The sequence below is a fragment of the Gelidibacter sp. genome, assembly GCF_035515035.1.
Classification (GTDB): Bacteria; Bacteroidota; Bacteroidia; order Flavobacteriales; family Flavobacteriaceae; genus Gelidibacter.
In genome coordinates, this window is sequence record NZ_DATJCA010000004.1 from 1 (window position 1) to 25,769 (window position 25,769).

24 protein-coding genes are annotated in these 25,769 nt (G+C 37.3%); 16 read left to right on the forward strand and 8 right to left on the reverse strand.

All coding sequences use genetic code 11. The features are described from left to right. On the forward strand, window positions 1-986 hold a 986-nt coding region (locus VLZ86_RS00110), incomplete at its 5' end, for a GH36-type glycosyl hydrolase domain-containing protein (RefSeq protein ID WP_325447464.1). 293 nt (window positions 987-1,279) lie between these two features. After that, window positions 1,280-1,465, forward strand: coding sequence for a YtxH domain-containing protein (locus tag VLZ86_RS00115; RefSeq protein ID WP_325447466.1), 186 nt, complete (start codon window positions 1,280-1,282; stop codon window positions 1,463-1,465). Between the two features lie 54 nt (window positions 1,466-1,519). Here VLZ86_RS00115 and VLZ86_RS00120 read toward each other — a convergent pair whose 3' ends face one another. Beyond that, complete coding sequence (locus tag VLZ86_RS00120; RefSeq protein ID WP_325447468.1) at window positions 1,520-2,590, reverse strand: response regulator; 1,071 nt, start codon at window positions 2,588-2,590, stop codon at window positions 1,520-1,522. Between the two features lies 1 nt (window position 2,591). Beyond that, entirely contained in the window at window positions 2,592-4,169 is a 1,578-nt protein-coding gene (locus VLZ86_RS00125; protein ID WP_325447470.1) for a sensor histidine kinase, read from the reverse strand. A 1,266-nt stretch (window positions 4,170-5,435) separates the two neighbouring features. On the opposite strand from VLZ86_RS00125, the gene gntA reads away from it, so the two are divergent. The 10 genes from gntA (at window position 5,436) to VLZ86_RS00175 (ending at window position 13,054) form a co-directional block, all read left to right on the forward strand. Then, complete coding sequence (gntA, locus tag VLZ86_RS00130) at window positions 5,436-6,113, forward strand: guanitoxin biosynthesis heme-dependent pre-guanitoxin N-hydroxylase GntA (RefSeq protein WP_325447472.1); 678 nt, start codon at window positions 5,436-5,438, stop codon at window positions 6,111-6,113. Further along, on the forward strand, window positions 6,110-6,706 hold the full coding sequence (locus VLZ86_RS00135) for an urea carboxylase-associated family protein (protein ID WP_325447474.1): 597 nt from the start codon (window positions 6,110-6,112) through the stop codon (window positions 6,704-6,706). The genes gntA and VLZ86_RS00135 overlap by 4 nt, the downstream gene beginning before the upstream one ends. A 140-nt stretch (window positions 6,707-6,846) precedes the next feature. Further along, window positions 6,847-6,984 carry a hypothetical protein gene (locus VLZ86_RS00140; RefSeq protein ID WP_325447476.1) on the forward strand — a complete coding sequence of 46 codons (138 nt, stop codon included), beginning with the start codon at window positions 6,847-6,849 and terminating at the stop codon, window positions 6,982-6,984. A gap of 6 nt (window positions 6,985-6,990) precedes the next feature. After that, window positions 6,991-7,242, forward strand: a complete 252-nt coding sequence (locus VLZ86_RS00145) for a hypothetical protein (RefSeq protein ID WP_325447478.1) — start codon at window positions 6,991-6,993, stop codon at window positions 7,240-7,242. A gap of 120 nt (window positions 7,243-7,362) precedes the next feature. Then, on the forward strand, window positions 7,363-7,629 hold the full coding sequence (locus VLZ86_RS00150) for a SemiSWEET transporter (protein ID WP_325447480.1): 267 nt from the start codon (window positions 7,363-7,365) through the stop codon (window positions 7,627-7,629). 168 nt (window positions 7,630-7,797) lie between these two features. Next, complete coding sequence (locus tag VLZ86_RS00155; RefSeq protein WP_325447482.1) at window positions 7,798-8,571, forward strand: Ku protein; 774 nt, start codon at window positions 7,798-7,800, stop codon at window positions 8,569-8,571. A 1-nt stretch (window position 8,572) separates the two neighbouring features. Continuing rightward, entirely contained in the window at window positions 8,573-10,990 is a 2,418-nt protein-coding gene (ligD, locus tag VLZ86_RS00160) for a DNA ligase D (RefSeq protein ID WP_325447484.1), read from the forward strand. Between the two features lie 428 nt (window positions 10,991-11,418). Further along, complete coding sequence (locus tag VLZ86_RS00165; protein WP_325447486.1) at window positions 11,419-12,363, forward strand: AraC family transcriptional regulator; 945 nt, start codon at window positions 11,419-11,421, stop codon at window positions 12,361-12,363. 206 nt (window positions 12,364-12,569) lie between these two features. Next, entirely contained in the window at window positions 12,570-12,839 is a 270-nt protein-coding gene (locus VLZ86_RS00170) for a hypothetical protein (protein WP_325447488.1), read from the forward strand. 44 nt (window positions 12,840-12,883) lie between these two features. Continuing rightward, complete coding sequence (locus VLZ86_RS00175) at window positions 12,884-13,054, forward strand: hypothetical protein (RefSeq protein WP_325447490.1); 171 nt, start codon at window positions 12,884-12,886, stop codon at window positions 13,052-13,054. Between the two features lie 73 nt (window positions 13,055-13,127). On the opposite strand, the gene VLZ86_RS00180 is transcribed toward VLZ86_RS00175, so the two are convergent. Then, window positions 13,128-13,616 (reverse strand): ferritin-like domain-containing protein, encoded by a 489-nt coding sequence (locus VLZ86_RS00180; RefSeq protein WP_325447492.1) that lies wholly within the window; start codon window positions 13,614-13,616, stop codon window positions 13,128-13,130. A gap of 313 nt (window positions 13,617-13,929) precedes the next feature. Here VLZ86_RS00180 and VLZ86_RS00185 point away from each other — a divergent pair, with 313 nt between their 5' ends. After that, entirely contained in the window at window positions 13,930-15,399 is a 1,470-nt protein-coding gene (locus VLZ86_RS00185) for a glycoside hydrolase family 130 protein (protein ID WP_325447494.1), read from the forward strand. A 13-nt stretch (window positions 15,400-15,412) separates the two neighbouring features. Here the strand turns inward: VLZ86_RS00185 and VLZ86_RS00190 are convergent, their stop codons facing one another. After that, on the reverse strand, window positions 15,413-17,716 hold the full coding sequence (locus VLZ86_RS00190) for a glycosyltransferase (protein WP_325447496.1): 2,304 nt from the start codon (window positions 17,714-17,716) through the stop codon (window positions 15,413-15,415). A 375-nt stretch (window positions 17,717-18,091) separates the two neighbouring features. Here VLZ86_RS00190 and VLZ86_RS00195 point away from each other — a divergent pair, with 375 nt between their 5' ends. Continuing rightward, window positions 18,092-18,655: a DUF6642 family protein gene (locus VLZ86_RS00195; protein WP_325447498.1), complete on the forward strand. Its 564-nt coding sequence runs from the start codon at window positions 18,092-18,094 to the stop codon at window positions 18,653-18,655. Between the two features lie 237 nt (window positions 18,656-18,892). Continuing rightward, window positions 18,893-21,031 (forward strand): catalase, encoded by a 2,139-nt coding sequence (locus tag VLZ86_RS00200; RefSeq protein WP_325447500.1) that lies wholly within the window; start codon window positions 18,893-18,895, stop codon window positions 21,029-21,031. 184 nt (window positions 21,032-21,215) lie between these two features. Here VLZ86_RS00200 and VLZ86_RS00205 read toward each other — a convergent pair whose 3' ends face one another. Together VLZ86_RS00205 and VLZ86_RS00210 are read right to left on the reverse strand one after the other, a co-directional pair. After that, a complete protein-coding gene (locus VLZ86_RS00205; RefSeq protein ID WP_325447502.1) occupies window positions 21,216-21,818 on the reverse strand; it encodes an alpha-ketoglutarate-dependent dioxygenase AlkB family protein in 603 nt (200 codons plus the stop codon). A gap of 196 nt (window positions 21,819-22,014) precedes the next feature. Further along, the gene (locus tag VLZ86_RS00210; protein ID WP_325447504.1) at window positions 22,015-22,176 is read right to left on the reverse strand and encodes a DUF1328 family protein; all 162 of its coding nucleotides are present in this window, start codon (window positions 22,174-22,176) and stop codon (window positions 22,015-22,017) included. A 233-nt stretch (window positions 22,177-22,409) separates the two neighbouring features. On the opposite strand from VLZ86_RS00210, the gene VLZ86_RS00215 reads away from it, so the two are divergent. Further along, on the forward strand, window positions 22,410-22,856 hold the full coding sequence (locus VLZ86_RS00215; RefSeq protein ID WP_325447506.1) for a hypothetical protein: 447 nt from the start codon (window positions 22,410-22,412) through the stop codon (window positions 22,854-22,856). 195 nt (window positions 22,857-23,051) lie between these two features. On the opposite strand, the gene VLZ86_RS00220 is transcribed toward VLZ86_RS00215, so the two are convergent. Both VLZ86_RS00220 and VLZ86_RS00225 read right to left on the reverse strand, forming a co-directional pair. Continuing rightward, window positions 23,052-24,617: a M20/M25/M40 family metallo-hydrolase gene (locus VLZ86_RS00220; protein WP_325447508.1), complete on the reverse strand. Its 1,566-nt coding sequence runs from the start codon at window positions 24,615-24,617 to the stop codon at window positions 23,052-23,054. 462 nt (window positions 24,618-25,079) lie between these two features. Continuing rightward, on the reverse strand, window positions 25,080-25,334 hold the full coding sequence (locus tag VLZ86_RS00225; protein ID WP_325447510.1) for a hypothetical protein: 255 nt from the start codon (window positions 25,332-25,334) through the stop codon (window positions 25,080-25,082). Between the last annotated feature and the right edge of the window lie 435 nt (window positions 25,335-25,769).

Sequence of the window (25,769 nt, forward strand, 5' to 3'; positions counted from 1 at the left end):
ATGGTTTGCCGTTGATGGGATCTGGCGACTGGAATGACGGGATGGATCAGGTAGGGAATGAAGGTAAGGGAGAAAGTGTATGGCTCGCATTTTTCCTATATGATATTCTTTTAAATTTTGAAAAAGTAGCCATTGAATATGGTGATAACGAATTTGCAGCAACCTGTAAAGAACAGGCCATTCAATTGCAAGCCAATATTGAAAATTCGGCGTGGGACGGCGAATGGTATAAACGGGCCTGGTTTGATGATGGAACGCCTTTGGGATCAAAGATAAATGAAGAATGTAGTATTGATGCCATTTCTCAAAGCTGGTCTGTTCTGACCAATGCTGCACCTGAGGAAAGAAGGAATCAAGCCATGGCGTCTTTAAATAAACATTTAGTCAGAAGAGATATTAAAATCATTCAGCTTCTTGATCCTCCATTTGATAAATCTGATTTGAATCCCGGTTATATCAAAGGATATGTGCCTGGAGTAAGGGAAAATGGAGGTCAATATTCCCATGCGGCCATCTGGACCTTAATGGCTTTTGCTGCGCTTGGCGATAGGAAGACAGCCTATGAACTGTTTAGTATGATTCAACCCATTAATCATGCTTTAAAGGCTGAAGAGGTGCAGATATATAAAGTAGAGCCATATGTCATGGCGGCCGATGTTTACGCTAACGAAACCCATCGCGGGCGTGGCGGATGGACGTGGTACACTGGCTCTTCAGGCTGGATGAATCAATTTATTATAAGTTCGTTGTTGGGTATGGAGCTTCTTGTGGACAAACTGAGATTTACCCCTTGTTTTCCTGAGGAATGGCCTTCTGTTACCATCCATTACCGTTTTAAAACCAGTACTTATAATATCACAATCTATCAGGAAAAGGCTATTGAAGAATCTTGGTGGAAGATGGACAATAAGCAGGGTAAGGGCGCTGTTTTTCCTTTAGAGGATAACGGGATGCAACATGAGGTTGAGGTGCATGTTTTGATTTAAGAGGAGCAGGGGAGTTCCAGATTATATGGAAAATTATGGAATTGGTTTTGTTGACCAAACTTTCAAAAGTTGATAAACTCGAAAGTTTCGGATTAAAAAATGAGGCAGATAAATTCAATCCCCAAATATGCGAAGAACAAATTAAAACCCTTGAATTTAATACAATATGAACGAGTTGATCCCCTCTGCTTTTTCTGAAATTATTTTGTCGGCATGACCTAAGTCATTTCATACCAAGTGCTTTCATCTTATCTTTATGATTAGAAAAAATAACTTAAAAAACAGATAAAATTATGGAAAGATGTAATGGAAAATTAATGCTCGCTCTTTTAACAGGGGCCACAATTGGTGCTGGACTTGGAATTCTTTTTGCGCCATATAAGGGCAGTAAAACCAGAAGAAAAATTAAAAGATCAGTTGCAGATACGTCACAGAACGTGTCCGATTTTGTAAAAGACGCCAAGGATGCCATCAGCTAAAATGCATTGAAATAGTGAAAAAGAAAAATGGGATTAGCTCCCGAGGAAAAGACCTTAACCGAACATAACAATATGTTCTAAGGTCTTTTTCTCTTTTATAATGATCTCTCTTCGCACACCAAAGGATATCAGTCCTTCCTCATTAAATTTGGTTAGCATGCGTATGGCCGTTTCAGTTGCCGTGCCAATAAGACCGGCAAAATCCTCCCTTCCTATACTGATGCCATTATCGTCATCATTGATTAAAATGCGTTGTTCATATATGTCAAGTAAGGCTTTTGCAGTACGCTGTCTCACGGTGGCATAGGCAACGTTAACCATGAGTTCTTGAACATCTACCAGATTATTGGAAAGTAAGCCCATGAATTTATTAGCAACCACGTTGTTTTCTTTTATAAGTGAGGTAAAGTCTAATTTAGGAATTTCATACAGAACAGCATCTTCCAATACAGCAGCCGATTCAATATAGGTGCCGTTGTCTGAGAGGAGGGATAATTGCCCTATAAAGTGGCCAGGACCGCACAAACCGGTTACAAATTCCTTCCCTTTTTCGGTGGTCTTAAATGTCTTTATGACGCCACTTTCTATGAAATATAAAGTGTTTGCCGCATCCCCTTCCATATAAATAAGGTCTTTGGTGGTGTATTTTACCGGTTTATAATCTCTGGATAAATGATCTAACTCCAAATAGGTTGAAGCTGCTTCAATAAATTGTGAAACGCCTTCTATGGACCTTGAAAATTCTCGTCTTAGGAAATCATGTCTTTTTAGTCTGCCTTGAATGGCTTCCAATAATTCCGTTTCAGTAAAGGGTTTGGTCAAATAATCATCTGCACCCAAATTCATCCCTTTTCGCATGTCTATTTTTTCGGTTTTTGCCGTCAGGAAAATAAAGGGAATGCTTGAGGTTTGACTGTTTTTGTTCAATGCTTCCAATACGCCATAGCCATCCAATTCTGGCATCATAATATCGCATACAATCACATCGGGTAAGAGTTCTTTTGCACGTTCGACGCCTATTATTCCATTTTCTGCGGAAGCGACCTCATATCCTTCGAGTTCTAAAATATCTGCTGTATTTTCACGCACATCTTGATTGTCTTCTATGATGAGTATTTTTTTCATTTTATTTCTGTATTGGGAGCTCAACCGAAAAGGTTGTGCCGTGTTTTGGTTCACTTTTAAAGGTTATGGTGCCACCCATTAACTCTGTATAATGTTTTGCAATACTTAATCCCAGTCCGGTGCCTTCTATATTGAAGGCATTTTTCGCTCTAAAAAAGCGTCCGAAAATGTATTTTTGCTCTTCCTGGGGAATACCAATTCCATGATCGGAAATTTCTAACAAAATGGTTTTGTTTTTTTCTGTTATTTTAAAATCGATCGTGGCTCCTTCGGATGAATATTTGGACGCATTCGATAAGAGATTGTTAAGGATATGGTTTAATAATTTACGGTCAAGATGCACAAACAGTTCTTCATTGGCGCTTGTTACCATAATGGTCTGGTTTTTCTTTAAAGTGATATTGGTGTCCTTGACCAATTTTTTGGAATAGGAAATCAAATCAACCCGTTCATTAATGGGCATGACCTTGCCTTCATCCATTTTGCTCAGTGAAAGAAAGTCGTTGAGAATAATTGTAAGGTTGTTGACATTCCGTTCTATTCGAGCCAAGTATTTTTCTCTTTTATCGGCTTTGCCGTCTCCGTTCTGCTTGCCAATTAAAATTGCTGAAGTGAGGATCGCACTTAAAGGTGTTCTAAACTCGTGGGATGCGAGAGAGACAAAACGGGATTTCATATCATTCAATTCCTGTTCTGATTTTAACGCATTTTGAATGGTAAACTCAATTTCCTTTTGTTTGGAAATATCATTATAAACGTGCAGGGAACTACTTATTTTGTTGTTTTTGTCCGTCAGCGGTGCTGTGTTTACAGCGAAATATTTGTCTTTATAACTGACTTCAAAGGAAAGATGTTTTCCAGAAAGTGTTTTTTTAATACTTTCTTTGATTTTTGCTTTTCGTTCCTCGGAAAAAACGGAAATATCATCAATGGACCTGCCTTCTTGATAAAATTGTTTTAATCCCAATTGCTCTAAAGCGTCCCCATCAGCAAATACTATTTTTGACTGTTCATCCATGACGGCCACAAAACCATTCGGGAAATTTTTTGCAATTTCCGAGGCGATATTTTTGCTCGTTACCGCTTCACCTTCAGCTAAATTGGTAATTCGTATTTGATCTTCAAGGCGTATATTGGATTCTGAAAGTTTCTGGACCGTTTCCATGACTTCCTGAGTGCGCTCTTGTACCTTTTGTTCCAATTCTTGCGCGTATTCCTTTTCTTGTGTGGCATCCCAAAAAAAGGCGATCGTGACATTTTTTCCATCAATTACCGAAGGACTTATGCGAAGGTTTAAGTAAAATGTACTGCCATCTTTTTTAATGCCCCAGAGATGTCTTTCTCTTTTAAGGCCAGGACCTCTTTTTTTAATATAATTTTTATAAAGATGCCTGAATTTTTCAGGAATGATAATATCAATATTTTGATCATTCAATTCGCCAGGATTATAGCCAAAAAGTTGTTCGCATGCAGGATTTGAGGCTAAAATATCGCCATCTTCGTCAACGGCAATAATCCCTTCACCTGAAGCTTCAAAAATTTTCTGGAACAAATCTTTATTCTGGATTTTGTTTTTCATCAATAAATAGTTAAGAAATAGGAAGTTTGGTCTTCCCAATTCTTCAAATTTTATAAGTGTGTGAGAATAATATGTCCTATAATTTAATAGGTTTCTCGCCTAAACTATTGGGTGATTCCTATTGGACTTTAGCATAAAGATAATCTGATTTTATATCATTTAGGATGACATTGCTCAGAAAAGCACCAATAAGTTGTTTGAAATTTGAGTTATTGAATGCCAACCAAATTTGGTAGATGTGAATAAAGTCGAATTAAAGAAGTACGATTTAAGAATGTTAGCAGAATTGAATTTAAGCAATGACCACTTTTAAGAGCGCACAAGTCAACAAGTTGTGGGATATCAACGTTGTTTAAAATCTATTATGAAGAGGTATAAATTTTCGTTGCTATCTTTTTTACACTTTAAAGACCAATGATCTATTCCATACCCTATCCATACCCTATCCATGGAGTATCTAGGGAGTATCTAGGGAGTATATACGCTATACCTTTTATTTGACCCGTCCTGAGATAGTTATACAGGTTATTAATTAAATCCTGTTATAGTTATACAAATATAGTTGATGGTCCTAAAAGAACTGTACAGTTCTTTTTACATGTTCAAAATACTTATTATAGTTCTTCCATCTTTTGTTTAATTTCCCTGATTGTGAGTGGGCTTGATCAGGGGTTGAATAATCACAGCTTGCATGTGGCCTCAGTTCATTATAGGCTTTGATGCTTTTTTTTATTTGTTGATTGGTCTGCTCAAACCCCAGGGAGCTGCTTTAAAGGTAGAACTCTGTTTTAATGCTCCTTGGCTTTTTTATCTGCTCTTCCCCGTGGATATTTATCGGTATGAGGCTTGACCTGAACGTCAAGGGATTAGTTGAAAGGTAGTTAAATATTCATAAGGGTGCGAGACGCTTATCAGAATGAGGAAAGCCCTGGTTTTTAGAGGATAAAGGGATTTTGAAATTGGAAAAAAGTGGCAGTTTAATCGTTTCCTCCAGACACGGTATTTTGGTTATGAGCAAAAGTTGTTGGGTTTTGAACTAATCGTTTAGTCTGATAATTAATAATTTTGAAGTCCGCGTTTAGATTAAGTTATTAATCTGACTTATTTCATTTTAACGTTCCATTCTAGGAGTCCTTATACTTGTATTGGTCGTTCACATTAAGGGAAACGACACCTCGCTATCTTAAGAATTTTGCAAAAAGTAATCTCCTGAGATTTTTTAAACCAGTGGAGTTTAATACCATGTTTAACGATTATTGAAAGTTTATGGAAAAGATAGATCAAAAAGAAAACAAAAAGATTGAACTGGCTTATGAGAATTTTTTCATTAAGCAAAAGCATCCTTGCATAATGGCCAATGCTGTATTTAAATTGAACAAGTATCATTTAAAAGTTTATGATGACATGTCTTCTGACCGGGTTGTGAAGCCGATTTTAAAAGACATAGAAAACTATTTGGATCAGTATGATTTTGAATCCAATGATTTCGAATCCTTACTTCTTTGTTTTAAAGACAGTCATTTTGAAACGGAAATGGAATTTGAAAAATCACTTTGGAATCTCTTGCAAAAACTCCATGATCATGACCATGTGGAATGGGATCATAGAGTCAGTGATGACGTTGAAAGTCCTACCTTTAGTTTTAGTTTAAAAGGCAGAGCGTTTTATATAATTGGGATGCATCCTCAAAGTTCGAGGTTGGCACGTCGTGCTCCTTATTGCACCCTTGTGATGAACTTGCATTGGCAATTTGAGAAATTACGGGAAATGGGAACCTACCAAACCGTAAAAAATAGAATCCGTCGTCGCGATAAAAAACTTCAAGGTTCCATAAACCCAGTCTTGAAGGATTTTGGCAAGGAGTCTGAAGCAAAACAATATAGTGGAAGAGCAGTAGATAAAGATTGGAAATGCCCTTTTCATATAAAACAAGAGAATATATGAGTACAGCACACATTATAGCACCGCAATCAGGTGCAGCCTTTGAATTAAAGAAAGGAGATATCCTTACCATCATTGATCCTATGGGACAACAAGTAAGTGACATGGTGGTTTTTAACCAAAAAGATCCAAAAGAGAAACTTTCTGCAGGAAAAACGATGGATTTTGAAGAATCCATTTTATTGACTACAGGAAATTTCCTGTGGAGCAACCGATCGCAAAAAATGATGGCCATTTTGGAAGACACCAATGGCCGTAATGATTTCTTATTGGCGCCCTGCAGTCCGGAAACCTTTAAAATCATGTATGGGCATCAAGGTTACCATCCAAGTTGCATTGAGAATTTGTATAAAAATTTACAACCGTACGGTATTGAAATAGATGATATCCCTACGGCATTTAACGTATTTATGAATGTTCAGTTTGATGCAAATGGCAAGCTAAGGGTATTGCCTCCAACTTCAAAACCTGGAGATTTGGTGAAGTTTAAAGCACAAATGGACGTCATAGTAGCCTTAACCGCCTGTTCTGCGGAAGATAGTAATGGAGGTACATTTAAGCCAATTCATTATGAAATTTCCAATACTAAGTCCTAGCCACCAATATTTCAAATCTAAAATAGATGCCATAATGTAGCACTATAAATTGCAATCTCGTTAAGATTCTTATGAATCAAGATAATGATATGCATGTTTATTTGATACATTATAGATATTAAAATTAAAACGAAAATATTATGAGCGACAAACAAAAAGATCAAGAAACTGATAGAGGCGAATCAAGTATAAAACATGCTAGAGGAAGTAAAAAAGTCCATAGTGAAAAAGACGATTCTACAAAAGACGGCTTTAAACCAAATAAACCTAAAAAATAATAGATTATGAGTTTAGATAAAGAAAACAACAAGCACCGCGGCTATACTGCAGACAGTAAATTAAATAGTGGAGATGATAGTTTAGAAGGAAGATGGAGTAATATACAAGCAGATTATCGCAAGAGAAATCCGAACATTACTGATGAGGATGTCGATTTAGAACAGGGAAATTTTGATAATATGATCGCAAATATTGCCCGCAGAACAAATCGAAGCACAAAAGAAATAGAAAAAGAGATTAGGGATTGGGATCTTTAGTACATCCTTAGTTTATAAGGTATTTCTATTAAAACCTGTGATTATGAAAACCACGGATTATATTTTTTAATTCATGGTTTTTTTTACGCTAAATGGCTCCTGAAATGGATAAAAAATAGTATGGATTTAGAAGAAATTATAGGCATACTTGCAGGAGTCTTTACGACATTGGGTGTTTTACCACAGATTATCAAAGCCGTTAAAACGAAGAAAGTAAAAGATGTCAGTCCGTGGATGTTTGTGGTATTATGCCTTGGTGTCGGCCTGTGGACGGTGTATGGGATTTTAAAAATGGATTGGCCAATAATTTTGACCAACGGGATATCATTTTTACTAAATGGTGTGATGTTACTTATAATTATCACTCAGAATAAGGAAGAAGACTAATAATTATCTTATCCGAAGAATTCTTGAGATGGTTGATGTCAGAGATTTTCCCTACCTAGTGGTCTTAAAGTTTAACAACCGTTATTTTCGATTAAGTTACTATTTTCTCGATTCGAACCCTCGAGTCTCTTTTTCATTGGTTAAATTTTCAGGATAAAACTATAAATTATGAAATCAATTTGGAATGGCACCATCAGTTTTGGACTCGTATCGATCCCAATAAAAATGTATTCGGCTTCAGAAAGTCGCACTCTGGATTTAGACATGTTGGATAAACACGATCACGCCAGAATTAGATATAAACGGGTCAATGAAGACACAGGAGAAGAAGTGGAATGGAAGAACATAGTCAAAGGGTATAAAAAGGATGATACCTACATTGTTCTTGAAAAAGAAGATTTTGAAAATGCCAACGTTAAAAAAAGTAAGACTATCGATATTGAGGAGTTTGTTGAAGCCTCTGAAGTATCAGACCTTCTTTTTAAAAACCCCTATTATCTAGAACCACAAAAAGAAGGTGGAAAAGCCTATAATCTGTTGCGGGATGTCTTGAAGAAAACAGGCAAATTGGGTGTGGCCACTTTTGTAATGCGTCAAAAGGAAAACCTATCCCTCATTGGCGTCTATAAAGATGTGATTGTATTACATGTCATTAGGTTTGCCGAAGAAATTAGAGACCCGAAGGAAATCAAGGTTCCGAAAACCAAAACTTCAGAAAAGGAGATCAAAATGGCTGAAACATTGATTGAAAATTATTCTGAGAAATTCGATTTCACAAAATACAAAGATGTGTACAACAAACAGCTGCTCAAAATTATCGAATCAAAGGCTTCAGGTAAAAAAGTGAAAGTTGAAAAATCGGAAAGTGAGCCGACTGCTGCGAAGGATTTGATGGCAAAACTTAAAGCCAGTCTAGAGCAAGGCAAAAAGAAAGCCTCATAGCATGAGCCTCGACGATTATAGAAAAAAACGAAGTTTTAAGGACACGCCGGAGCCCAAAGACCTTATTGATCATGCCAATAAATTTCGTTTTGTGATCCAACGCCATCGCGCGAGCCATTTGCATTATGATTTACGTTTGGAAATGCAAGGCGTCCTAAAGAGTTGGGCCGTTCCAAAAGGACCATCCATGAATCCTAAAGACAAACGCTTGGCCGTCCATACTGAAGACCACCCGGTGGCTTACCTAACTTTTGAAGGGGTCATTCCCAAAGGAAATTACGGTGCAGGGAAGATGACCATTTGGGACGAAGGCCATTATGAAAATCTATATCCTGAACAAAAATTGACTTCAGATTATGTGGATGGCAAATTGAAAATTGTTTTCTACGGTCAAAAGCTTAAGGGCATCTTCACTTTGGTTCGGTCGTCATCCATGAACAAAAAAAACCAATGGCTCCTTATTAAACATGCTGATGAATTTGCTACCGATTTAAATTATAACGCCGAAGATTTTACATTAGAGGCGTTTTCTACTTCTGCAAATCATGAAAGTTCAGCACTCAGCCTGAAATCGTTTGTCAAACCCATGTTAGCATCTCCGGGAACCAAAATATTCAATGATAAAAATTGGATTTATGAACTGAAATATGATGGCTATCGTGCCTTGGCAAATTTAGAATCTGGTCATGTAGAGCTCTACTCCAGAAATGGTATTTCATTAAACGAGAAGTTTAAAATGATTCACGATGAGTTGGGTGCCATTGATCATTCCGCTATTTTGGATGGTGAAATAGTGGTGTTGGATGAAAAAGGGCTCCCGCAATTTAGTGCGTTGCAGAATTATCAATCCGACACGACGAAAGGTATTTTGGTGTATTATGTGTTTGATCTTTTGCATCTTAATGGGCACGATACTATAGAACTAGCGCTATTGGACAGAAAAGAATTATTGAAATCCTTACTCCCAGATTCTCCCCATATTCAGTATTGCGATCATGTGGAAGCGATGGGGATCACGGTTTTCGAGCAAGCGGTTGCTATGGGAATGGAGGGCGTTATTGCCAAAAAAAGCAATTCCACTTACGATCCTAATCTAAGAACTACTAATTGGTTGAAATTTAAAAAAATGGAAGACACTGAAACCATTATTTGTGGGTATACCTTATCAAAAACGAAATCGCGGAAATTTGCTTCCTTGATTTTGGGAATGGTAGAAGATGACGTTTTGGTGTATGTAGGCACCTGTGGCACTGGATTTTCGGAAAAACAAATTAACGAGCTCTATCATAAATTTGAAGTCCTAAAAACCGACACCCCTGCATTTGAAATTGGTAAACATCTTAAAGGACGGGAAGCCGTTTGGATCCTTCCAAAATTGGTTTGCGAAGTAAGATTTTCTGAATGGACACCTTCAAATATTATGCGCCATCCTGTCTTTATACGTCTGAGGGAAGATAAATCCATTGCTTTTGATGATTTTGAAAATAAAGAACCCATCAAACGGAAAAAGAAGTCCAAATCCGAATTTTCATTGGAAGTTGATGGCATTCAAGTACAAATCACTAATCCCGATAAACTCTATTGGCCTGATGCCAAGCTGACCAAGTATGACCTTTTGGACTACTATATTAAAATGTCCGAATATATCCTCCCGTATTTAAAGGACCGTCCTGAAAGTTTGCATCGCCATCCCAACGGGATTCAAGGGGACTCCTTTTACCAAAAGGATCATGAAAATCTTCCGGCTTGGATTGAAACGGCAGCTATTGCTTCAAAATCTTCAGAAAAGGAAATCAATTATCTATTATGTCAAAATCAAGCGACCTTACTTTATATGAATAACTTAGGGTGTATTGAACTGCATCCTTGGCATTCCACCATTTATCAACTGGACCGGCCTGATTATGCTATCATCGATTTAGATCCCTCAAAAGAAAACACATTTGAACAGGTGATAGAAACCGCATTGGCCACAAAATCAATCTTAGATAGGGCAAAGATAAAAGGTTACTGCAAGACATCAGGAGCCTCGGGGATGCATATTTATATTCCTATGGGTGGTTTGTATACTTATGAAGAAGCCAGGGATTTCACAAAACTATTATGTGTGTACATCAATGAACAGTTGCCCGACCTTACTACCTTGGAACGCTCACTTAAAAAGCGTGGCCCAAAAATCTATTTGGATTATTTGCAAAACCGTAAAGGACAAACCATTGCTTCTGCCTATAGTGTAAGACCTGTGAAAGGCGCTACTGTTTCCACTCCCTTGGATTGGTCAGAAGTGAAATCCGGATTAAAAATAGCTGATTTCACCATAAATACGGTGCCAGAGCGGGTAAAGGATAAGAGTGAGCCATTCAAAAACATATTAGGAAAAGGCATTGACATGGAGAACGCTATCGATCATCTTATGTGAACTTAAAATAATTTTTTTAGAGCAATTTATTGGATTTTTTGAACTCTTTTTCTGAAAGGTTATGACTTAACTTTATCCTATAATAAACTTAAAGAGAATTAAAATGGCTACACAAGACAAATCTACAAAGAAAGATGCTCCAAAGAAGGATGACAAAAAAAACGATCCAAAAAAATCGTCTTCTACGAGTAAAACCTCCTCAGCAGCATCAAAGAAAAAATAAGTTTATTTTTTCTTTATCAAAGCTCCTGCCAACATCATGTTGAGCAGGAGTTTTGCATTTATTGAGTAGCCAAAAAATCGAGTTGGTCTATTTCATTAAAATAGGTTTAAAGATATATTTATTATGAATAACGCTAAAGAGAATTTATAAAAAATTGCAAATTTGTAATCCTGACTAGAATTAACGAACATTAAATGCTTTCATTATGAATGGTTTACATAGTTTTGAAATTCGGGAAGGTCAAACTAGCAATGGTCGCTATTATAAAGGGGCGATTGAGAGATATGCCCTAACAGACCATATTGAATTCTACGGTTTTGAGTTTAAAGCCCTCCATGATTTTAATGTCTATTTGAAATCAGAAAAGGATTCTGCCTTCTATATTTGTTTTAATTTGGCGCCTAAATCATCGTTGGTTTTAAATTGCGACAAGGAAAATATTGAAGTGCCATCTTTTGCTAGCTTTTTGATTCCTAACAATGAATCAGAAACGATATCTTTTAATTGTAAACCTCATAAAAGTTATGATTTTATGATTTTAAGAATTCAGCGTACTCATCTTACTGCCGAGCAGCTTTCTCTATTCCAATCCCTTCAAAAGGATTCTATCTTTATGGATGTCTCGAATTCTGCGGGCGTGCTTCTGCCCAATCTGGAACTCTCTGAAATGGCCAGAAAAATTAAATATCTTGATAAGACGACCTGTGAAAATAAATTTATTGCACAGGGTTATAGCCATATTTTGATGGGTTTAAAAATTAAGGAATTTCTCAGTTGTTCTAATAAACTGGGTGTCCTTCAGCCTTTTGAAATTCATCAGTTAAAAATTATTTCCGATGAGATCAAGGAAAACCCCCAACATGAATACAGTATTAAAGAACTGTGCAAAAAAACTGGTTTGTCGGTTTCAAAACTGCAATTAGGTTTTAAGGAAATGCATCAGTGTACGGTTGCTATTTTTATCAGAAACCAGAGGTTGGAGAAAGCGCTGGTATTGCTCAGAAATACGAATTTAAACGTTTCGGAAATTGTCTATTCAGTTGGTTTGACCAGTAGAAGTTACTTTTGTAGAATCTTTAAGAAACGTTTCAAGTGTACACCAAAGCTCCACCAACAAAAATTGAAGGAAAACCTCAGGTTGGTCTCTTGAAATGCCATTTAATTGAGCAGGTAACCGGGCTTAAATCTGATCTATTTCAGTCTCCATTCAGGGCCAAATTTAAGCCAGGGAATGTTGGCCCTATTTTAGACAGATTTTATCATCGGCAATAATTAATGGATCAATGAAAATCTGATTAAGGTCAATACATGTCATAATCTGTTTGTAATTTGATAGTTCTAAATGTAAACTATATCATGAAAGATCAAGATAAGGGGCTGTTAACTCCAAAGGATCAAAATAATAAAAGCAATTGTAAAGATCCCGTCAGTCTAAATGTGGAAGAAAAATGGCTTGAGGTCAAAGAAGATTATCGCCGTACCTATCCCATGTTAACGGATAAAGATCTAGATTTTCTACCAGGAAAATTTAGCGAAATGACGGATAGAATTGCCAGCAAGACCCAAAGATGTCGCTCCGAGGTCAATAATGAAATTAGATATTGGAACACAGGTCTTTTGCCATAAGATGGAATATCTTATTTAAGAATTAATTTTAAATACTCATAAACATGACTGATAAAAAGAAGAAAACAGAATTTGATCCTGAGAAAGATAAAAGTGTCGATAAAGGGGTCTTTAAAAAGAAAAACACCAATCAATATGGTGGAAATCCTGGTGGTAAAGATCGTGATTTAGCGGGACGTGCCACGGCGGAAAGAAATGAGAAACTCAAGAAATAAGCGTTGTATAAACTGATTAATGAATTTCTTTGAAACTAAAAAATCCCGAATAAATCGGGATTTTTTTTATTTGCTATTTTTCTATAGCCTTTTTGTTAAGGCGTTGTTCTGCCATATCATTTAGTTTTTTATCGGCACCATATTCTTCATCCAAAGTTTCTTTGAGTATGGAAGCTATCTTTTTATGCCCTAATTCCTTGGCGTATCTTACGGCAGTACCATAACCTGATATTTCATAATGTTCTACACGTTGTGCCTCAGCTATAAGCCCAGCGTTGTTGACATCGTCATCTTTCTTCTCACTGATAAAACTTTCAGCTTCCTTAATTAAGCCTTGCATGGCCTTGCAGGTTTCACCTTTTGGATCAACATCTAATTCTTTAAATACGTCTTCCAAGCGCTTTTTATGGTTTTTTGTTTCTTCCAAATGCCCTTCAAAAGCCTTTTTTAATTTTGGATCTGTGGCACTTTTGACCATTTTAGGTAAAGCGGCGATCAATTGTGTTTCTGCACTATATAAATCCTTGAGTTGATGTTCAAATAAATCTTCTAATGTTTTCATAATTTTGTTTTTATTGTTTCTATAAAGTTAAAGCTTGATCATGGCATTCATGTGCTTAATACGTTGGATTTATGACCGAAAAAATAATACCTATGTTTTATATGAGAACTTTTCAACGTTGAAGAGAATTAGTATTGGCGAAAGAAAATTCGAATTCTGCTAAATGGATTTGTATATATAATTTAACGTAAGGTTTTAAAAAATAAATGTAAAACTTCGTACGTTGGTCCCTAAAAGAGGATTGGTTAATAAATTATTGAAAAAACAAGACCATTCTATTTCATTCAATTCCAATTTTTAGTAACTTGTTTTCATGGGAATAAAAGTGCAACGCAAAGCTTTAAAATTTACTCCAGATGCATCACGCGTCGTCACGCGTTTTTTTAATAACGGAGAAATACGAACCAAGCAACTGATATTAAAGGTGTTGGAATATTCTGAAACTAAAGTTGCTGAAGAATTGGCAAAAACTCTTCTTGAATTTAAGGGGAGACATCGCAATCTTAAAAAAATATTCAGGCACCATTGCGAAAATTTTAGAGATTTGTTCAGCAACATGGGAATCAGTTATGAGAATTTAACTGATGATCAGAAAATGCTGATTGGAGCTTATTGCACTATGGAATATTCTATAGAGTCTGCCGCGCTCTTTAATCCCTCAATGATTGAAGATCTCGATCAATCCTTTCTCAAAGAAGGAGAAAAAAGGGTGATTATTTCGTTTAGGGCTACTGGTGAAGGTCACTTATCTTCTATCGTCTTTAGAAGAGGTATATTGGACGAGGAGAATAATTTACACGTCTTAAAAGTTAAAAATCACATTGATCTTCCAGAAGTTGGATACAAGATGTCGTATGATAAACAGCGCTTTGTTGAGAAAATGCAGGAAATTAAAATTCCTGATCAGTTTATTTCAGAAATCATGGATCCTTTACCCAGCCATTTTGAATATTACGCCCTTAAAGATGCAGTAAAAAAACTATTGGACGACAACAAGATTGACTCCGCCAAACAATTGGCTCTTTCTGAGATGACCTGGCTAGTTGATTCTTATTATGATTTGACCTTTAGTGATTTAAGTGATATTTCAGAACGTGTGATATTTCCGAATTCACCCGCAGAAAGCAGGGGGATTGAAGATGCCCGATTTGTTCAATTTACTGATGATGATGGAAGCGAAACAATTTATGCAACCTATACGGCTTACAACGGGCATACCATCATTCCAAAATTACTGAGCACCTGCGATTTTTTAGATTTTAGGATCATGCCGCTTCACGGGAACGCCGCTCAGAATAAAAACTTCGCTCTGTTTCCTCGAAAAATAAAAGGAAAATATGCCATGCTCGCTAGGGTAGATGGCTATAATAATTATGTAGTGTTTTCAGACCGGATCACCTTATGGAACGATCCAATAAAAATTCAAGAACCAAAATTTTCTTGGGATTTGACTCAAATCGGAAATTGTGGCTCTCCAATTTATACTGAAGAAGGCTGGCTCATCTTGACCCATGGCGTAGGGCCAATGCGTCGTTATTCTATCGGGGCTTCGTTGCTCGATTTGGAAGATCCCACACGAGTCATCGGCCGGTTGAAGGAACCTTTGATTTCGCCTAGTAAGGAAGAACGCGAAGGCTATGTGCCCAATGTGGTCTATTCCTGTGGCGGGATCATTCATAATAACGACTTAATTATCCCTTATGCCGTGTCTGATTATTCATCGTCCTACGCTACAGTAGATATTAAGTTATTATTAGAAGAGCTCAAGAATTCAATGCAATAGAAAAGTCAGTGCGCTAACTTTCAAATGCCATGCGCGCCATTAAATAACTTACGGTCGATTCTGCACCTTGATTCAAATTGACGTTTTTAAGTTCCAATCCGTCAAAACATCCTGTGGTACAAGGGTTATAGATGATTTGTTTTAAATGGTTATTGCCCATAAACCAACTAAAAGCCAGTTCCATTTTCTCTGCATAACCTTCATTGGAGAAAACCTCATGAAAATTCTTTAAGGCCAAAATGGTATAGGCAACATCTATAGGTTGTTGACCGCCCAGGGAACACTCCTTAAGCGAATCGCCTCTCAAAAACCAAGTCTGATTTGAGATGACTGTAAACTTGTGATTTCTGAATAAATGTTTGAGTAAAAAATTGAAGGATTCAAAGGCAATAACTTTATATGCTTCAATTTTTGTCCACTTGTACACTTCAAGCATGGCTTCTGGTAAAACACTATTGCCATAGGTGAGATACGGCTCAAACCATTTCCAATTTTTCGCTGATTCAGAGTGGTACATTTTACTGAGCTTGGACCCCAATTTGCGCAGGGTAAAATTATAAACAGAATCCGGTTGTGGTAATCCAGAGACCGCAATGCCCTTAATAATAAATGCGATAGCCCGAGGGGAAGTGTAATGGATGGCATTGGGAATGAATTCTTCAAAACACTCTCTGGCCCTATGAAATAGATAAGCATAGTTGGCAGGAACTAGATTTTCTATTTCCAAGAGGTGCCCAAGAGCCCAAATGGCGCGCCCATTGGAATCTTCGAGATTGACTTGGTCATTCTGTTTGGTAAATGTGCTGTTTTCATCCACATAATTATAAAATCGACCATCATGTCTTTGGCAATTTAAAATAAAGCTCAAATATTTTCTTAGATTAGGAATAAGACTGTTGTTTTGGGTAAGCTTATAATATTCACAAATTACTATTAACGCTCTTGCGTTGTCGTCTAGAGTGTATCCCGAAGAAATATCTGGTTGGTTTAATTTCGCAAACTGAATCAGGCCAACCTCAGTGGTCATTTTATGGAGATGGTCCAGTTTTAATTCCGGTTTTTGATACTTCAGTTTTGTTGATAGCGCCAATTTATTAAATAAGTGCCCATGAGCCAAAGCCGAATTTTCCCAAGAGGTGGCTGATGAAGCATGAAGTCCGTTCAATCCCAGATTTTTCCGATAGTGTTTGTCCTTTAAAAGCGTTCGGAGTTGGGTTGTTAATTTTTGACTATCTCCAAAATCGAACAGGAGACCTTTATTTTGAGACAAGAATTCCTTGGCATGCGGTATAGGGGTTGAAATTATAGGACAGCCACAGCTCATCGCATAAGCAAAAGTGCCACTTACGGCTTGGTTGGGATCTTTAGAGGTGAACAGATAAATGTCTGTAAGTTGAAGGTATTCCAACAAAGTCTCTAAAGGTAGAAATTCATTGACAAATTTGACATGGGATTCTATTTTTAAATCTGTGGTTTTTTGCACCAAAAACTCCCGATAGGTTTCACCTTCATTTTTAGCTAAAGTGGGATGTGTTTTTCCCAAAACCAAAAATACAATATTAGGAAATTCCTTAACCAGTTCTGGAAGCGCATCCAAGGTGGTTTCAATACTTTTACCAGGTCCTAAAAGTCCGAAAGTGGACAAGACCGTTTTTTGATCAAGGTCATATTTTGTTTTTAATTTCTCTTTGTTTTTATGTTTGATCAAATGGGTGCCATGTGTAATCACCTTAATTTTTGATTTTGCTATGCCATACGCTTCCGTTAGGATGGATTTGGAGGTCTTGGTCATTACGGTCAGACTTTTTACACAAGAGGCAATGTCTCTCACATGTTTTTTTAAATGGGAATCCGGATTTGGTATGACCGTATGGAAAGCTACTACCGTTGGTTTTTCTAGCGATCTTAGAAATTCAATAAATTTCTCAGAATACCCATTGAACAATCCAAATTCGTGTTGGATCATGACCAGTTTAATGGTGGCATTTGAATTTACTTGGGTGGCGAGTTTTTTATAGCTCTCCGTAGCATCTGTATTTAAACTATAATCAAAGTGATGTGATTGCTCTAGCGGATGCTGATCATCATAAAGTGGGCAAATTTGTATGGTACAAGAACCTCCAAAAGCTCTATTGACACTTTCCATCAAATCTTTAGAGTAGGTTGCAATGCCACATTCGCGAGGCGGAAATGTGCTGAGCATTAAAACAGATGCCATGGATTTTGGATTGGAAGGTGTTGTGTTTTTCTCAGGCCTTTTCTTCGGGAAAAACAATCTTTTCGAGGTAACGGATTCTTTTAAACTTATAGGTTCCATAATATAGATCTTGGATTAAATAGCACTTGGGATTGAAATTACCTTTATTGTAGAATAATAAAGTGCTTTATCCATGGAAAAATGAGCCTTAAAAAACAATACATTGCCTATGGAGCTTTCGAGTTAATTATATTAGGAATTCGGTTAATGGAAAGCAGTGAAGACTGAGGAAAACATAAATAATTATTGGATATTTATATCTTGGGATTATCTTATTTAGCGGTGTTTCTGGAAAGGGTTTGATTGGTTGTTCCTTCTTCGCAAAGGAGGCTTAAAAAACTAATAAAATTGATTTCAGATTGCGGTTGAAATCCTTGCTGAACCCGATCGAAATCAGCAGTTTTGTGACTCATAAAAAAGAGAAAAAATAGGTTTATGGAAGACGAACAATTTATTTTCTGTTTGGAAGCGGTTCCAGATGTGGAATCCGGTCATGATACAGAAGTTGTTAAGGCCTTGGAGAAAATTGCGTTACAACATGATATCGCAAGTATTTATACCACTTGCGACACCATTGAAGGGTTGGAAGAAAGCTTGAACACGCTGCTTTATGACGATCATAACTTCAAGGATTATGAAATTATTTACCTTGTCATGCCAGGCGGACCCAACAACATTCAGATAAACAATTATTTTTACAGTATTGAAGAAATCGCCGAACTTTTTGAAGGGAAAATGAAAGGTAAAGTCATCCATTTTGCTAATAATAAGGTATTGGATTTATCTGATGAGGAATGCCAATACTTTTTGGACATTACGGGCGCACGTGCCATTTCAGGGTATGGCAGGAATGTTAAGGAGATTCCTAGTTATCGAACTATAGATATTGCTTTTTTTAGTTTATTCCAAGAAAATAATGATCTCAAAGAGGTGGTAGAAGAACTATTCCAAAAACATTATGACCTTGCCAAAATGTTGGATTTTAGATTGTATTACTAAATACTAGAAATTTCCCCCTATTAATGGTAATCTGTTATCTGTCAGTGACCTATAGCCATTAGTTGTTTTCGCCTGTGGAGTGAATCGGCTTTTTACCATGGTTTCCCATAATATTTGTAATTCTTACTGAATGCGTCATAATATTAATTTATTGGGCTAATTTTCTGTTTGATTTAATAGCAACTTTAAGGTTCATTACTTCACTGGTGAATAAGAATATTACTAAAACATGGCTCTATGGACAATAAGAAAACAAAAGATTCCGGTTCAAAAAAAACAGAGGATTTAAAACGTTTCGTAACGGAGACAAAGGATACAACGATGACCACTAACCAAGGTCTGAAAGTTAATGACACTAATAACTCCTTAAAGTCGGGAGAACGTGGTTCCACCTTACTCGAAGATTTTTTATTGAGGGAGAAAATAACCCATTTTGACCACGAAAGAATTCCAGAACGCATTGTACACGCCAGAGGAAGTGGAGCACATGGTTATTTTGAATTGTATGAAAGCATAGCAGAATTTAGTAAAGCAGGAATTTTTACGGATACCTCACGGAAAACTCCAGTTTTTGTTCGTTTTTCAACCGTAGCAGGCTCTAAGGGCTCAACAGATTTGGCAAGAGACGTGCGAGGATTTGCCGTGAAATTTTATACGGATGAAGGCACTTGGGATTTAGTAGGCAATAATATGCCCATCTTCTTTATACAGGATGCCATGAAATTTCCGGATTTGGTGCATGCCGTTAAACCTGAACCTAATAAAGAAATTCCTCAAGCAGCTTCGGCACACGATACATTTTACGATTTTGTAACCCATGCCACGGAAACTTTGCACAACCAGATTTGGGCAATGAGCGATCGCGCCATTCCGCGGAGTTTAAGAATGATGGAAGGTTTTGGCATTCATACTTACCGATTGATCAATGATAAAGGAGAATCGCATTTTGTGAAATTCCATTGGAAACCTAAATTGGGCGTGCATTCGGTCACTTGGGATGAAGCGGTAAAAATAAGTGGTGCCGATTCCGATTTCCACAGAAGGGATTTGTGGGACGCGATTGAAGCCGGACATTTTCCTGAATGGGAATTTGGAATTCAGATTGTGGCCGAAGAAGACGAGCACAAATTTGAGTTCGATCTTTTGGACCCTACTAAACTGATTCCAGAAGAAATGGTCCCGGTTAAAATCATCGGAAAAATGACTCTCAACAAAAATCCTGAAAACTTTTTTGCCGAAACAGAGCAGGTTGCATTTCTTCCTGGGCACATCATTCCAGGAATCGATTTTACCAACGATCCGTTGTTGCAAGGGCGATTGTTTTCGTATCGGGATACCCAGTTATCGCGATTGGGATCACCTAATTTTCATCAAATCCCGATCAATAGACCAATTATGCCAACGCATAATAATCAGAGGGACGGACATATGCAAATGGACATTCCAAAGGGTCAAACTGCGTATTTCCCAAACAGTCTCAGTGGCGGATGCCCGCACCTTTCAAAAATGTCTGAAGGTGCTTTTACGTCTTATGAGGAACGGATTGACGCCAGGAAAATAAGAACCCGAAGTGAAAGTTTTTCTGATCATTTTTCACAGCCGGCCTTGTTTTATAGAAGCCTCTCCGATTGGGAACAACAACATGTCACCGATGCTTATATTTTTGAATTGGGAAAATGTTTGCACCAACACATTCAGGAACGTATGTTATATATGATTGCACAAATTGATGAAGACCTTTCGCAAAAAGTAGCTAAAGGTTTGGGCCTTAAGGTGCCAAATTCCGTTGATGGTCCCGTAAATCAAGCTATTGGTGCCGATGCAGATGTTGCTAAACATCAACCACCTAAAAAGAAAATTTATTTGGATAAATCACCCGCTCTGAGTCAGGCAAAAACTAAGTTTGACAGTATTGAGACGCGACAGATTGCCGTATTTATTGCTGATGGATTTTCAATGAACGATTTTAAGAAAATGACTGAGGCCCTGAAAAAAGAAGGCGCCATGATCAAAACGGTGGCGCCACATGGCGGCACGGTTAAGAGTGATGACGGTCAAGAACAAAAGGTAGATGCGGCTATCATTACGACTGAAAGTGTCCTGTATGATGCACTTTACGTGCCAGGTGGAAAAGCGTCCATCAATGCGTTGAAAGAGGAATCAAAATTCATCAAGTTCATCAACGAAGCTTTGAAACACTGCAAAGCCATTGCTGCAGATCATGAAGGAGTTGAATTTTTAGATGCAACCTATGTATCCGATTTTAAAGATGACGCGGCAGTCTGTTTGAATACAGAGCCTTCAAAGTTTATTAAGGCCATTGCACAACATAGAAATTGGGACCGGATGAAAAAGGCCGAAAAGATTCCAGCCTAGACATTTTTGTAAATGTTGAAAAGAGAGGAAAGCAGCTGGGATTAATCGTCAACTCGTTCCCTCTTTAAATCTGGAGTTTTAAAATAACATTTAAATAAAGACCAAGCGACTTAGACAGTGGCTTGGTTTTTTAGTTTGCTGAATTTAAATTTTAGAATGTAATCTTTGGCACCTGTCTCAAAGATTAGGACGCAATCGTGCGAAAGGTTAAATTAATTCTCGGGGTTGATACTTTTTTGGTAGGAGGTAGGCGGTGATTCCAATGGGATTGCGTATTACCTTTCATAAGCAGTAAACTTCCATTTTCCAAAATGAGGGAAGCTGTTTGTTTTGTAGCCTTATGCTTAAATGAAAACTTTCGAGCCGCACCAAGACTTAAAGAACCTATGGCAGCATTCTTTTTTAAATCTTTTTCATTATCGCTATGCCAAGACATGCCTTCTTCTCCCGAATGGTATAAATTGAGCAAACAGGAATTAAAGGTTTCTCCAGATATTTTTTCGACCCTGTTTTTTAATTCTAGAAGTTCTTTGGTCCATGGCAACGCCAATTTGGTGGTATTGGAATAGGTGTAAGGAAATGGCTCATTGCCATACCATGCGACCTTACGTTTGGTGACTCTCAATTTTCCGAATATAATGGCCTGGTCATTTTTCCAAACAATGTTGGATACTAAGTTTTCGAAATAAGAGTGGGCAATTTTTGGATCCAAAATAGGGCCATAATAGTGAACTTCCCCATCAAAAGGTAAAAGGTTTGCATTGGGCGTGTTATTGAATAAGTCCATCCCTTAAAATTAAATGATTTTCTTTAATAAGTTGGCGGCCAACTTACCAAGAACAAAAACAACGCCTCCTTCATTTTAATATTTCAGGCGATAAATCAGTGAGATAATGAATCCGCGTTTATTTCTAAGCAATTCATTCTGAAAAATATCGACCTTTACCTATGAATTCAAAATATATTGTTGTTTTTAATAGTGATCAAAAAATCTTTTTATAAAGTAAAAAAGTGATAATGGCGCCAATGATAAAGATGAAAAAGATCACTTTGGCAATTCCAGCAGCAGCTGCAGAAATGCCTCCAAATCCAAAAATTCCAGCTACAATTGCAATAACGATACAAACTATAAACCATCTTAACATAATAAAAATATTTTAGGATTAATAAATAAGTAACCAAAGATTGTTATTAAATGTCAACCAGGTTGTCGCAATAACTAATATAAGTTGCTGTATTCATTTAAGAGGTAGAAATATGTGGCTTCCATAGTATCAATAATTTACATCAATCAATAGTGTCAAAAATTTATTTTATAAGGTCCATTCAATTCAATGGTCATCCCTAACTTTCAGGAACGAAATAAAACAACAAAATTATGGATACAAATAAAGATAACCGTAATGACGATAGAGATACGGAATTACAAAATCGAGATCGTGACAAAGCACAGCAAAGTCAAGATGGCAAACCCAATGAAGAAGGGTCAAATAAAAAGACTGAGAAAATCAGTGGAAACCCGGAACGTCTTCATGATAATGAACATCAAATGAACAAACGTACCAATGATGTTCAGGGCGAAGTTGATTACGGACAAAATAGACATCAACCCAATGAAGAACCGAGCCGCGAGTTAGAAAGCCGTTGGACGGATATTGAGAGTGATTATAGACATCGTTATCCAAAACTCACTGATGATGATGTAAATTACAATTCAGGTGAATTTGAACGTATGGCCGATCGTATTGCCAAACGCACCAATAGAACCCCCGAGGATGTCACTAGAGAGATCAGGGATTGGGATAGGAATCATCTAAAAAGATAGTCTTTAAATCGCAGCCTTTCAATGTTTGAGACGGCAGCCTTTTACTATGATAGAAAAATCCAAAGGCCCTCATTTTAAGAGTAAGTTGCTAAGCCGGAATCTAAGCCGGTTTCAAATTGCTCTAAAACAGAACAGCCGTGCGAATGAACGCATGGCTGTTTTTCTTTGAATTATAATTCTATCGGTTATCTGAAGCTAAAACTGGCTTTTTTGTGCCTTGGGCAAAGTTTTTCTTGGCACTTTGACCTCACTCATTGCCGCTTGGTAAATCAAACCGGCAATAACGGTAGCCGCTTGTTTTAAATCCTCTGCTACCAAATGATCGTAGCTGTCCATATTGCTATGATGTGTTCTTGAGTTGTATTCAACTTCGTCCTGTATGAATTGAAAACCTGGCAATCCGACCCCGTCAAAAGATAAATGATCTGTTCCTCCAGTATTTTCTACAGTTATAGTACTAGCTCCCAAATCAGCAAAAGGAGCGAGCCATTTTTTCATTAAATCACGGGCGGCTTCGTTTTCTTGTAAATAAATGCCATGGATGCGTCCTGTGCCATTATCGAGGTTGAAATAGACATTGAATTTTTCATGGGCAGGCAATACTTTCATATCCTCTCTATTGGCAAAAGTTTTTGAAACATATCCTCGTGAACCATGAATGCCTTGTTCTTCTCCTCCCCAAAGACCAATACGCACCGTGCGTTTGGGCTTGATATTCAGGGTCTTTAAAATCCGCATGGCTTCCATCATCACGGCAGACCCTGCAGCGTTATCTGTGGCGCCAACTGAGCCTTGCCATGAATCGAGATGCCCACCTATCATCACTACTTCATCCTTCAATTTGCGGTCAGTGCCCGTAATTTCACCAATCACATTATAGCCTTTTTCTTGATCGGTATAAAATTGAGACTCTACTTCCAAATCTAAGGTCACCGGTTCATTGGCCCTAACCAATCTTACAATCATATTATAGTCTTCCAAAGCCATTGCAATATCCAGAAAGTTTTCCGGGGCGTCCAGGGCATAAGATCCTCCTTGTTGAACAAACACGGTACCGTCGTGATTTCTAGGCGAAGAACTGATGATGGCCACCGCGCCTTCTTCCCGGGCAAGATTCCCCAGTACTTCAGCTTTTTTTCTAGACTCTCGCCAGGCCTGTATCCGTTTTCTTCTCCGTTCCGCCAATCCGGTAGTATCAGCATCTGTTTTATTTAATTGAATGGCACCCAGAGAATCCAATTCGGCTTTGGTATACCGAACCAAATCGGCTTTATCATCCAGTTCATATTGGATCAAGTTATCCAATGCCAAAATCTTGCCTGCAAGTTTTCCACGGTACTTAGTAACCAAGGCAGTGCTATCCGCTTGAGGATCAATCAAGACGACCGCTGCGGTTTTCAGACCGTTGGTGCCACTGGTCCAAGCTTTTGGAAAGGCGATGATAGGCTTGTACCAAGGCGATTTCATGGCGATATAGAATTTTTTCAATTCCCAGCCTTTTCCAAAATCTCCCCATTCGTCCTTCATTACATTTTCAAGGCCCCATGTTTTCAATTGCTCCACCGAATAATCCATGGCTCTATAATAACCTGGACTATTCATCAATCTTGGGCCACTTTTTTCAGTGAGATGAAAAGCGATATCCATCACTTGTGAATTTTCCAGTCCCTCTTTTTTGATTTGCTGCATTACGGAGGCTTCCTGAGCAAGGAAGATGGCGGGAATAAAAAACAGCCACAATGCAAAAGTTAGTTTACGCATAATTTTTAAAATTTAAGAATGTATCTCCAAGAGTGGAGGGTTTTTAAAGATATCATTTTAAGCTGCAATAGTCAAGAGGGATTTTGAATGTTTTTCTTACATGGGTTTTTTACTTGTATCAGCATTATGAGCACTGAAATTTTGTTTGAACTTTTTATAGGATTCACTTTTTCTGGATGTATTAGGAATTGTTTTGGTCTGCATGTGTGGCCATTTAACGGATTCAATTTCGGACAATTATCATTTCACATTTGAAAGTCTGCAAACAATTAATTTTCAGTGATTTTAATAATTACGGTAGAAATGATAAAAAGAAAAGCTTTCTCAAAAATCAATCATCATTGCTAAAAAAAATCAAAAAGGAAAAACTGTAAAAAGTTTAATCTCATTTTACAAGCAGCTTCTCAAGACATTATAAGGGTTTGTGTGTATTTTATGACCCCACTTATTGTTAATTCTTTCTCATATATATAAGCTAATACCATTACCAATGTGCTCAAAATAATCGCCATCAACTACTGCAGCTTTAGTAAAATCCGCGTTAAATGAAACATTAGAAAAACTAATAATTCCTGAAAGATCATTTTCACTTCTTTCATTTTTAGTTATGGTTTGTTTTTTCCAGAAAACCAAGTCCTTGTCAATCAGCATATCGAGTTTGGCTGTATCAATTTTTTCGATCTTTTTAAATTTAGACAATCCTGCAACTAGTTGCATAGAGGAATCGTTTAGAATCTTCTCAGCAAACAGTTCTTTCGATTTATAAACCTGAAACCTATCGGAAATATGGTTAACATAATCAAAGTCTTAATCAACAAAACTTGCATTAATAGCATACTTAAATATCACCGGTTTTAGTTCCGAATGCTCCTATCCATCTGTTCAGAGGCGGGAGGAGGAGGAGGAGGAGGAGGTGGTGGTGGTGGTGGTGGTGGTGGTGGTGGTGGTGGTGGTGGTGGTATGGCTTTAGGGATTCCATCATGAAAATCATCGCTGCATCTTCTAAAATAGATCCAGATAGATGATTTATTTTAATAGTAACTTCTCCCGATAAACTTATATGAAAAGATACGAACGCAAATTTATATCTATTCATAATAACTTTGATATTCCACAACTTTTTGACTTGCTTCCACTCCTTCAAGCCGAATG

Excerpts from the sequence above, each read along its gene's own strand:
- VLZ86_RS00115 (WP_325447466.1), top strand. The coding sequence starts at position 1,280 with ATGGAAAGATGTAATGGAAAATTAATGCTCGCTCTTTTAACAGGGGCC.
- VLZ86_RS00120 (WP_325447468.1), bottom strand. The coding sequence starts at position 2,590 with ATGAAAAAAATACTCATCATAGAAGACAATCAAGATGTGCGTGAAAAT.
- VLZ86_RS00125 (WP_325447470.1), bottom strand. The coding sequence starts at position 4,169 with ATGAAAAACAAAATCCAGAATAAAGATTTGTTCCAGAAAATTTTTGAA.
- gntA (WP_325447472.1), top strand. The coding sequence starts at position 5,436 with ATGGAAAAGATAGATCAAAAAGAAAACAAAAAGATTGAACTGGCTTAT.
- VLZ86_RS00135 (WP_325447474.1), top strand. The coding sequence starts at position 6,110 with ATGAGTACAGCACACATTATAGCACCGCAATCAGGTGCAGCCTTTGAA.
- VLZ86_RS00140 (WP_325447476.1), top strand. The coding sequence starts at position 6,847 with ATGAGCGACAAACAAAAAGATCAAGAAACTGATAGAGGCGAATCAAGT.
- VLZ86_RS00145 (WP_325447478.1), top strand. The coding sequence starts at position 6,991 with ATGAGTTTAGATAAAGAAAACAACAAGCACCGCGGCTATACTGCAGAC.
- VLZ86_RS00150 (WP_325447480.1), top strand. The coding sequence starts at position 7,363 with ATGGATTTAGAAGAAATTATAGGCATACTTGCAGGAGTCTTTACGACA.
- VLZ86_RS00155 (WP_325447482.1), top strand. The coding sequence starts at position 7,798 with ATGAAATCAATTTGGAATGGCACCATCAGTTTTGGACTCGTATCGATC.
- ligD (WP_325447484.1), top strand. The coding sequence starts at position 8,573 with ATGAGCCTCGACGATTATAGAAAAAAACGAAGTTTTAAGGACACGCCG.
- VLZ86_RS00165 (WP_325447486.1), top strand. The coding sequence starts at position 11,419 with ATGAATGGTTTACATAGTTTTGAAATTCGGGAAGGTCAAACTAGCAAT.
- VLZ86_RS00170 (WP_325447488.1), top strand. The coding sequence starts at position 12,570 with ATGAAAGATCAAGATAAGGGGCTGTTAACTCCAAAGGATCAAAATAAT.
- VLZ86_RS00175 (WP_325447490.1), top strand. The coding sequence starts at position 12,884 with ATGACTGATAAAAAGAAGAAAACAGAATTTGATCCTGAGAAAGATAAA.
- VLZ86_RS00180 (WP_325447492.1), bottom strand. The coding sequence starts at position 13,616 with ATGAAAACATTAGAAGATTTATTTGAACATCAACTCAAGGATTTATAT.
- VLZ86_RS00185 (WP_325447494.1), top strand. The coding sequence starts at position 13,930 with ATGGGAATAAAAGTGCAACGCAAAGCTTTAAAATTTACTCCAGATGCA.
- VLZ86_RS00190 (WP_325447496.1), bottom strand. The coding sequence starts at position 17,716 with ATGGAACCTATAAGTTTAAAAGAATCCGTTACCTCGAAAAGATTGTTT.
- VLZ86_RS00195 (WP_325447498.1), top strand. The coding sequence starts at position 18,092 with ATGGAAGACGAACAATTTATTTTCTGTTTGGAAGCGGTTCCAGATGTG.
- VLZ86_RS00200 (WP_325447500.1), top strand. The coding sequence starts at position 18,893 with ATGGACAATAAGAAAACAAAAGATTCCGGTTCAAAAAAAACAGAGGAT.
- VLZ86_RS00205 (WP_325447502.1), bottom strand. The coding sequence starts at position 21,818 with ATGGACTTATTCAATAACACGCCCAATGCAAACCTTTTACCTTTTGAT.
- VLZ86_RS00210 (WP_325447504.1), bottom strand. The coding sequence starts at position 22,176 with ATGTTAAGATGGTTTATAGTTTGTATCGTTATTGCAATTGTAGCTGGA.
- VLZ86_RS00215 (WP_325447506.1), top strand. The coding sequence starts at position 22,410 with ATGGATACAAATAAAGATAACCGTAATGACGATAGAGATACGGAATTA.
- VLZ86_RS00220 (WP_325447508.1), bottom strand. The coding sequence starts at position 24,617 with ATGCGTAAACTAACTTTTGCATTGTGGCTGTTTTTTATTCCCGCCATC.
- VLZ86_RS00225 (WP_325447510.1), bottom strand. The coding sequence starts at position 25,334 with ATGCAACTAGTTGCAGGATTGTCTAAATTTAAAAAGATCGAAAAAATT.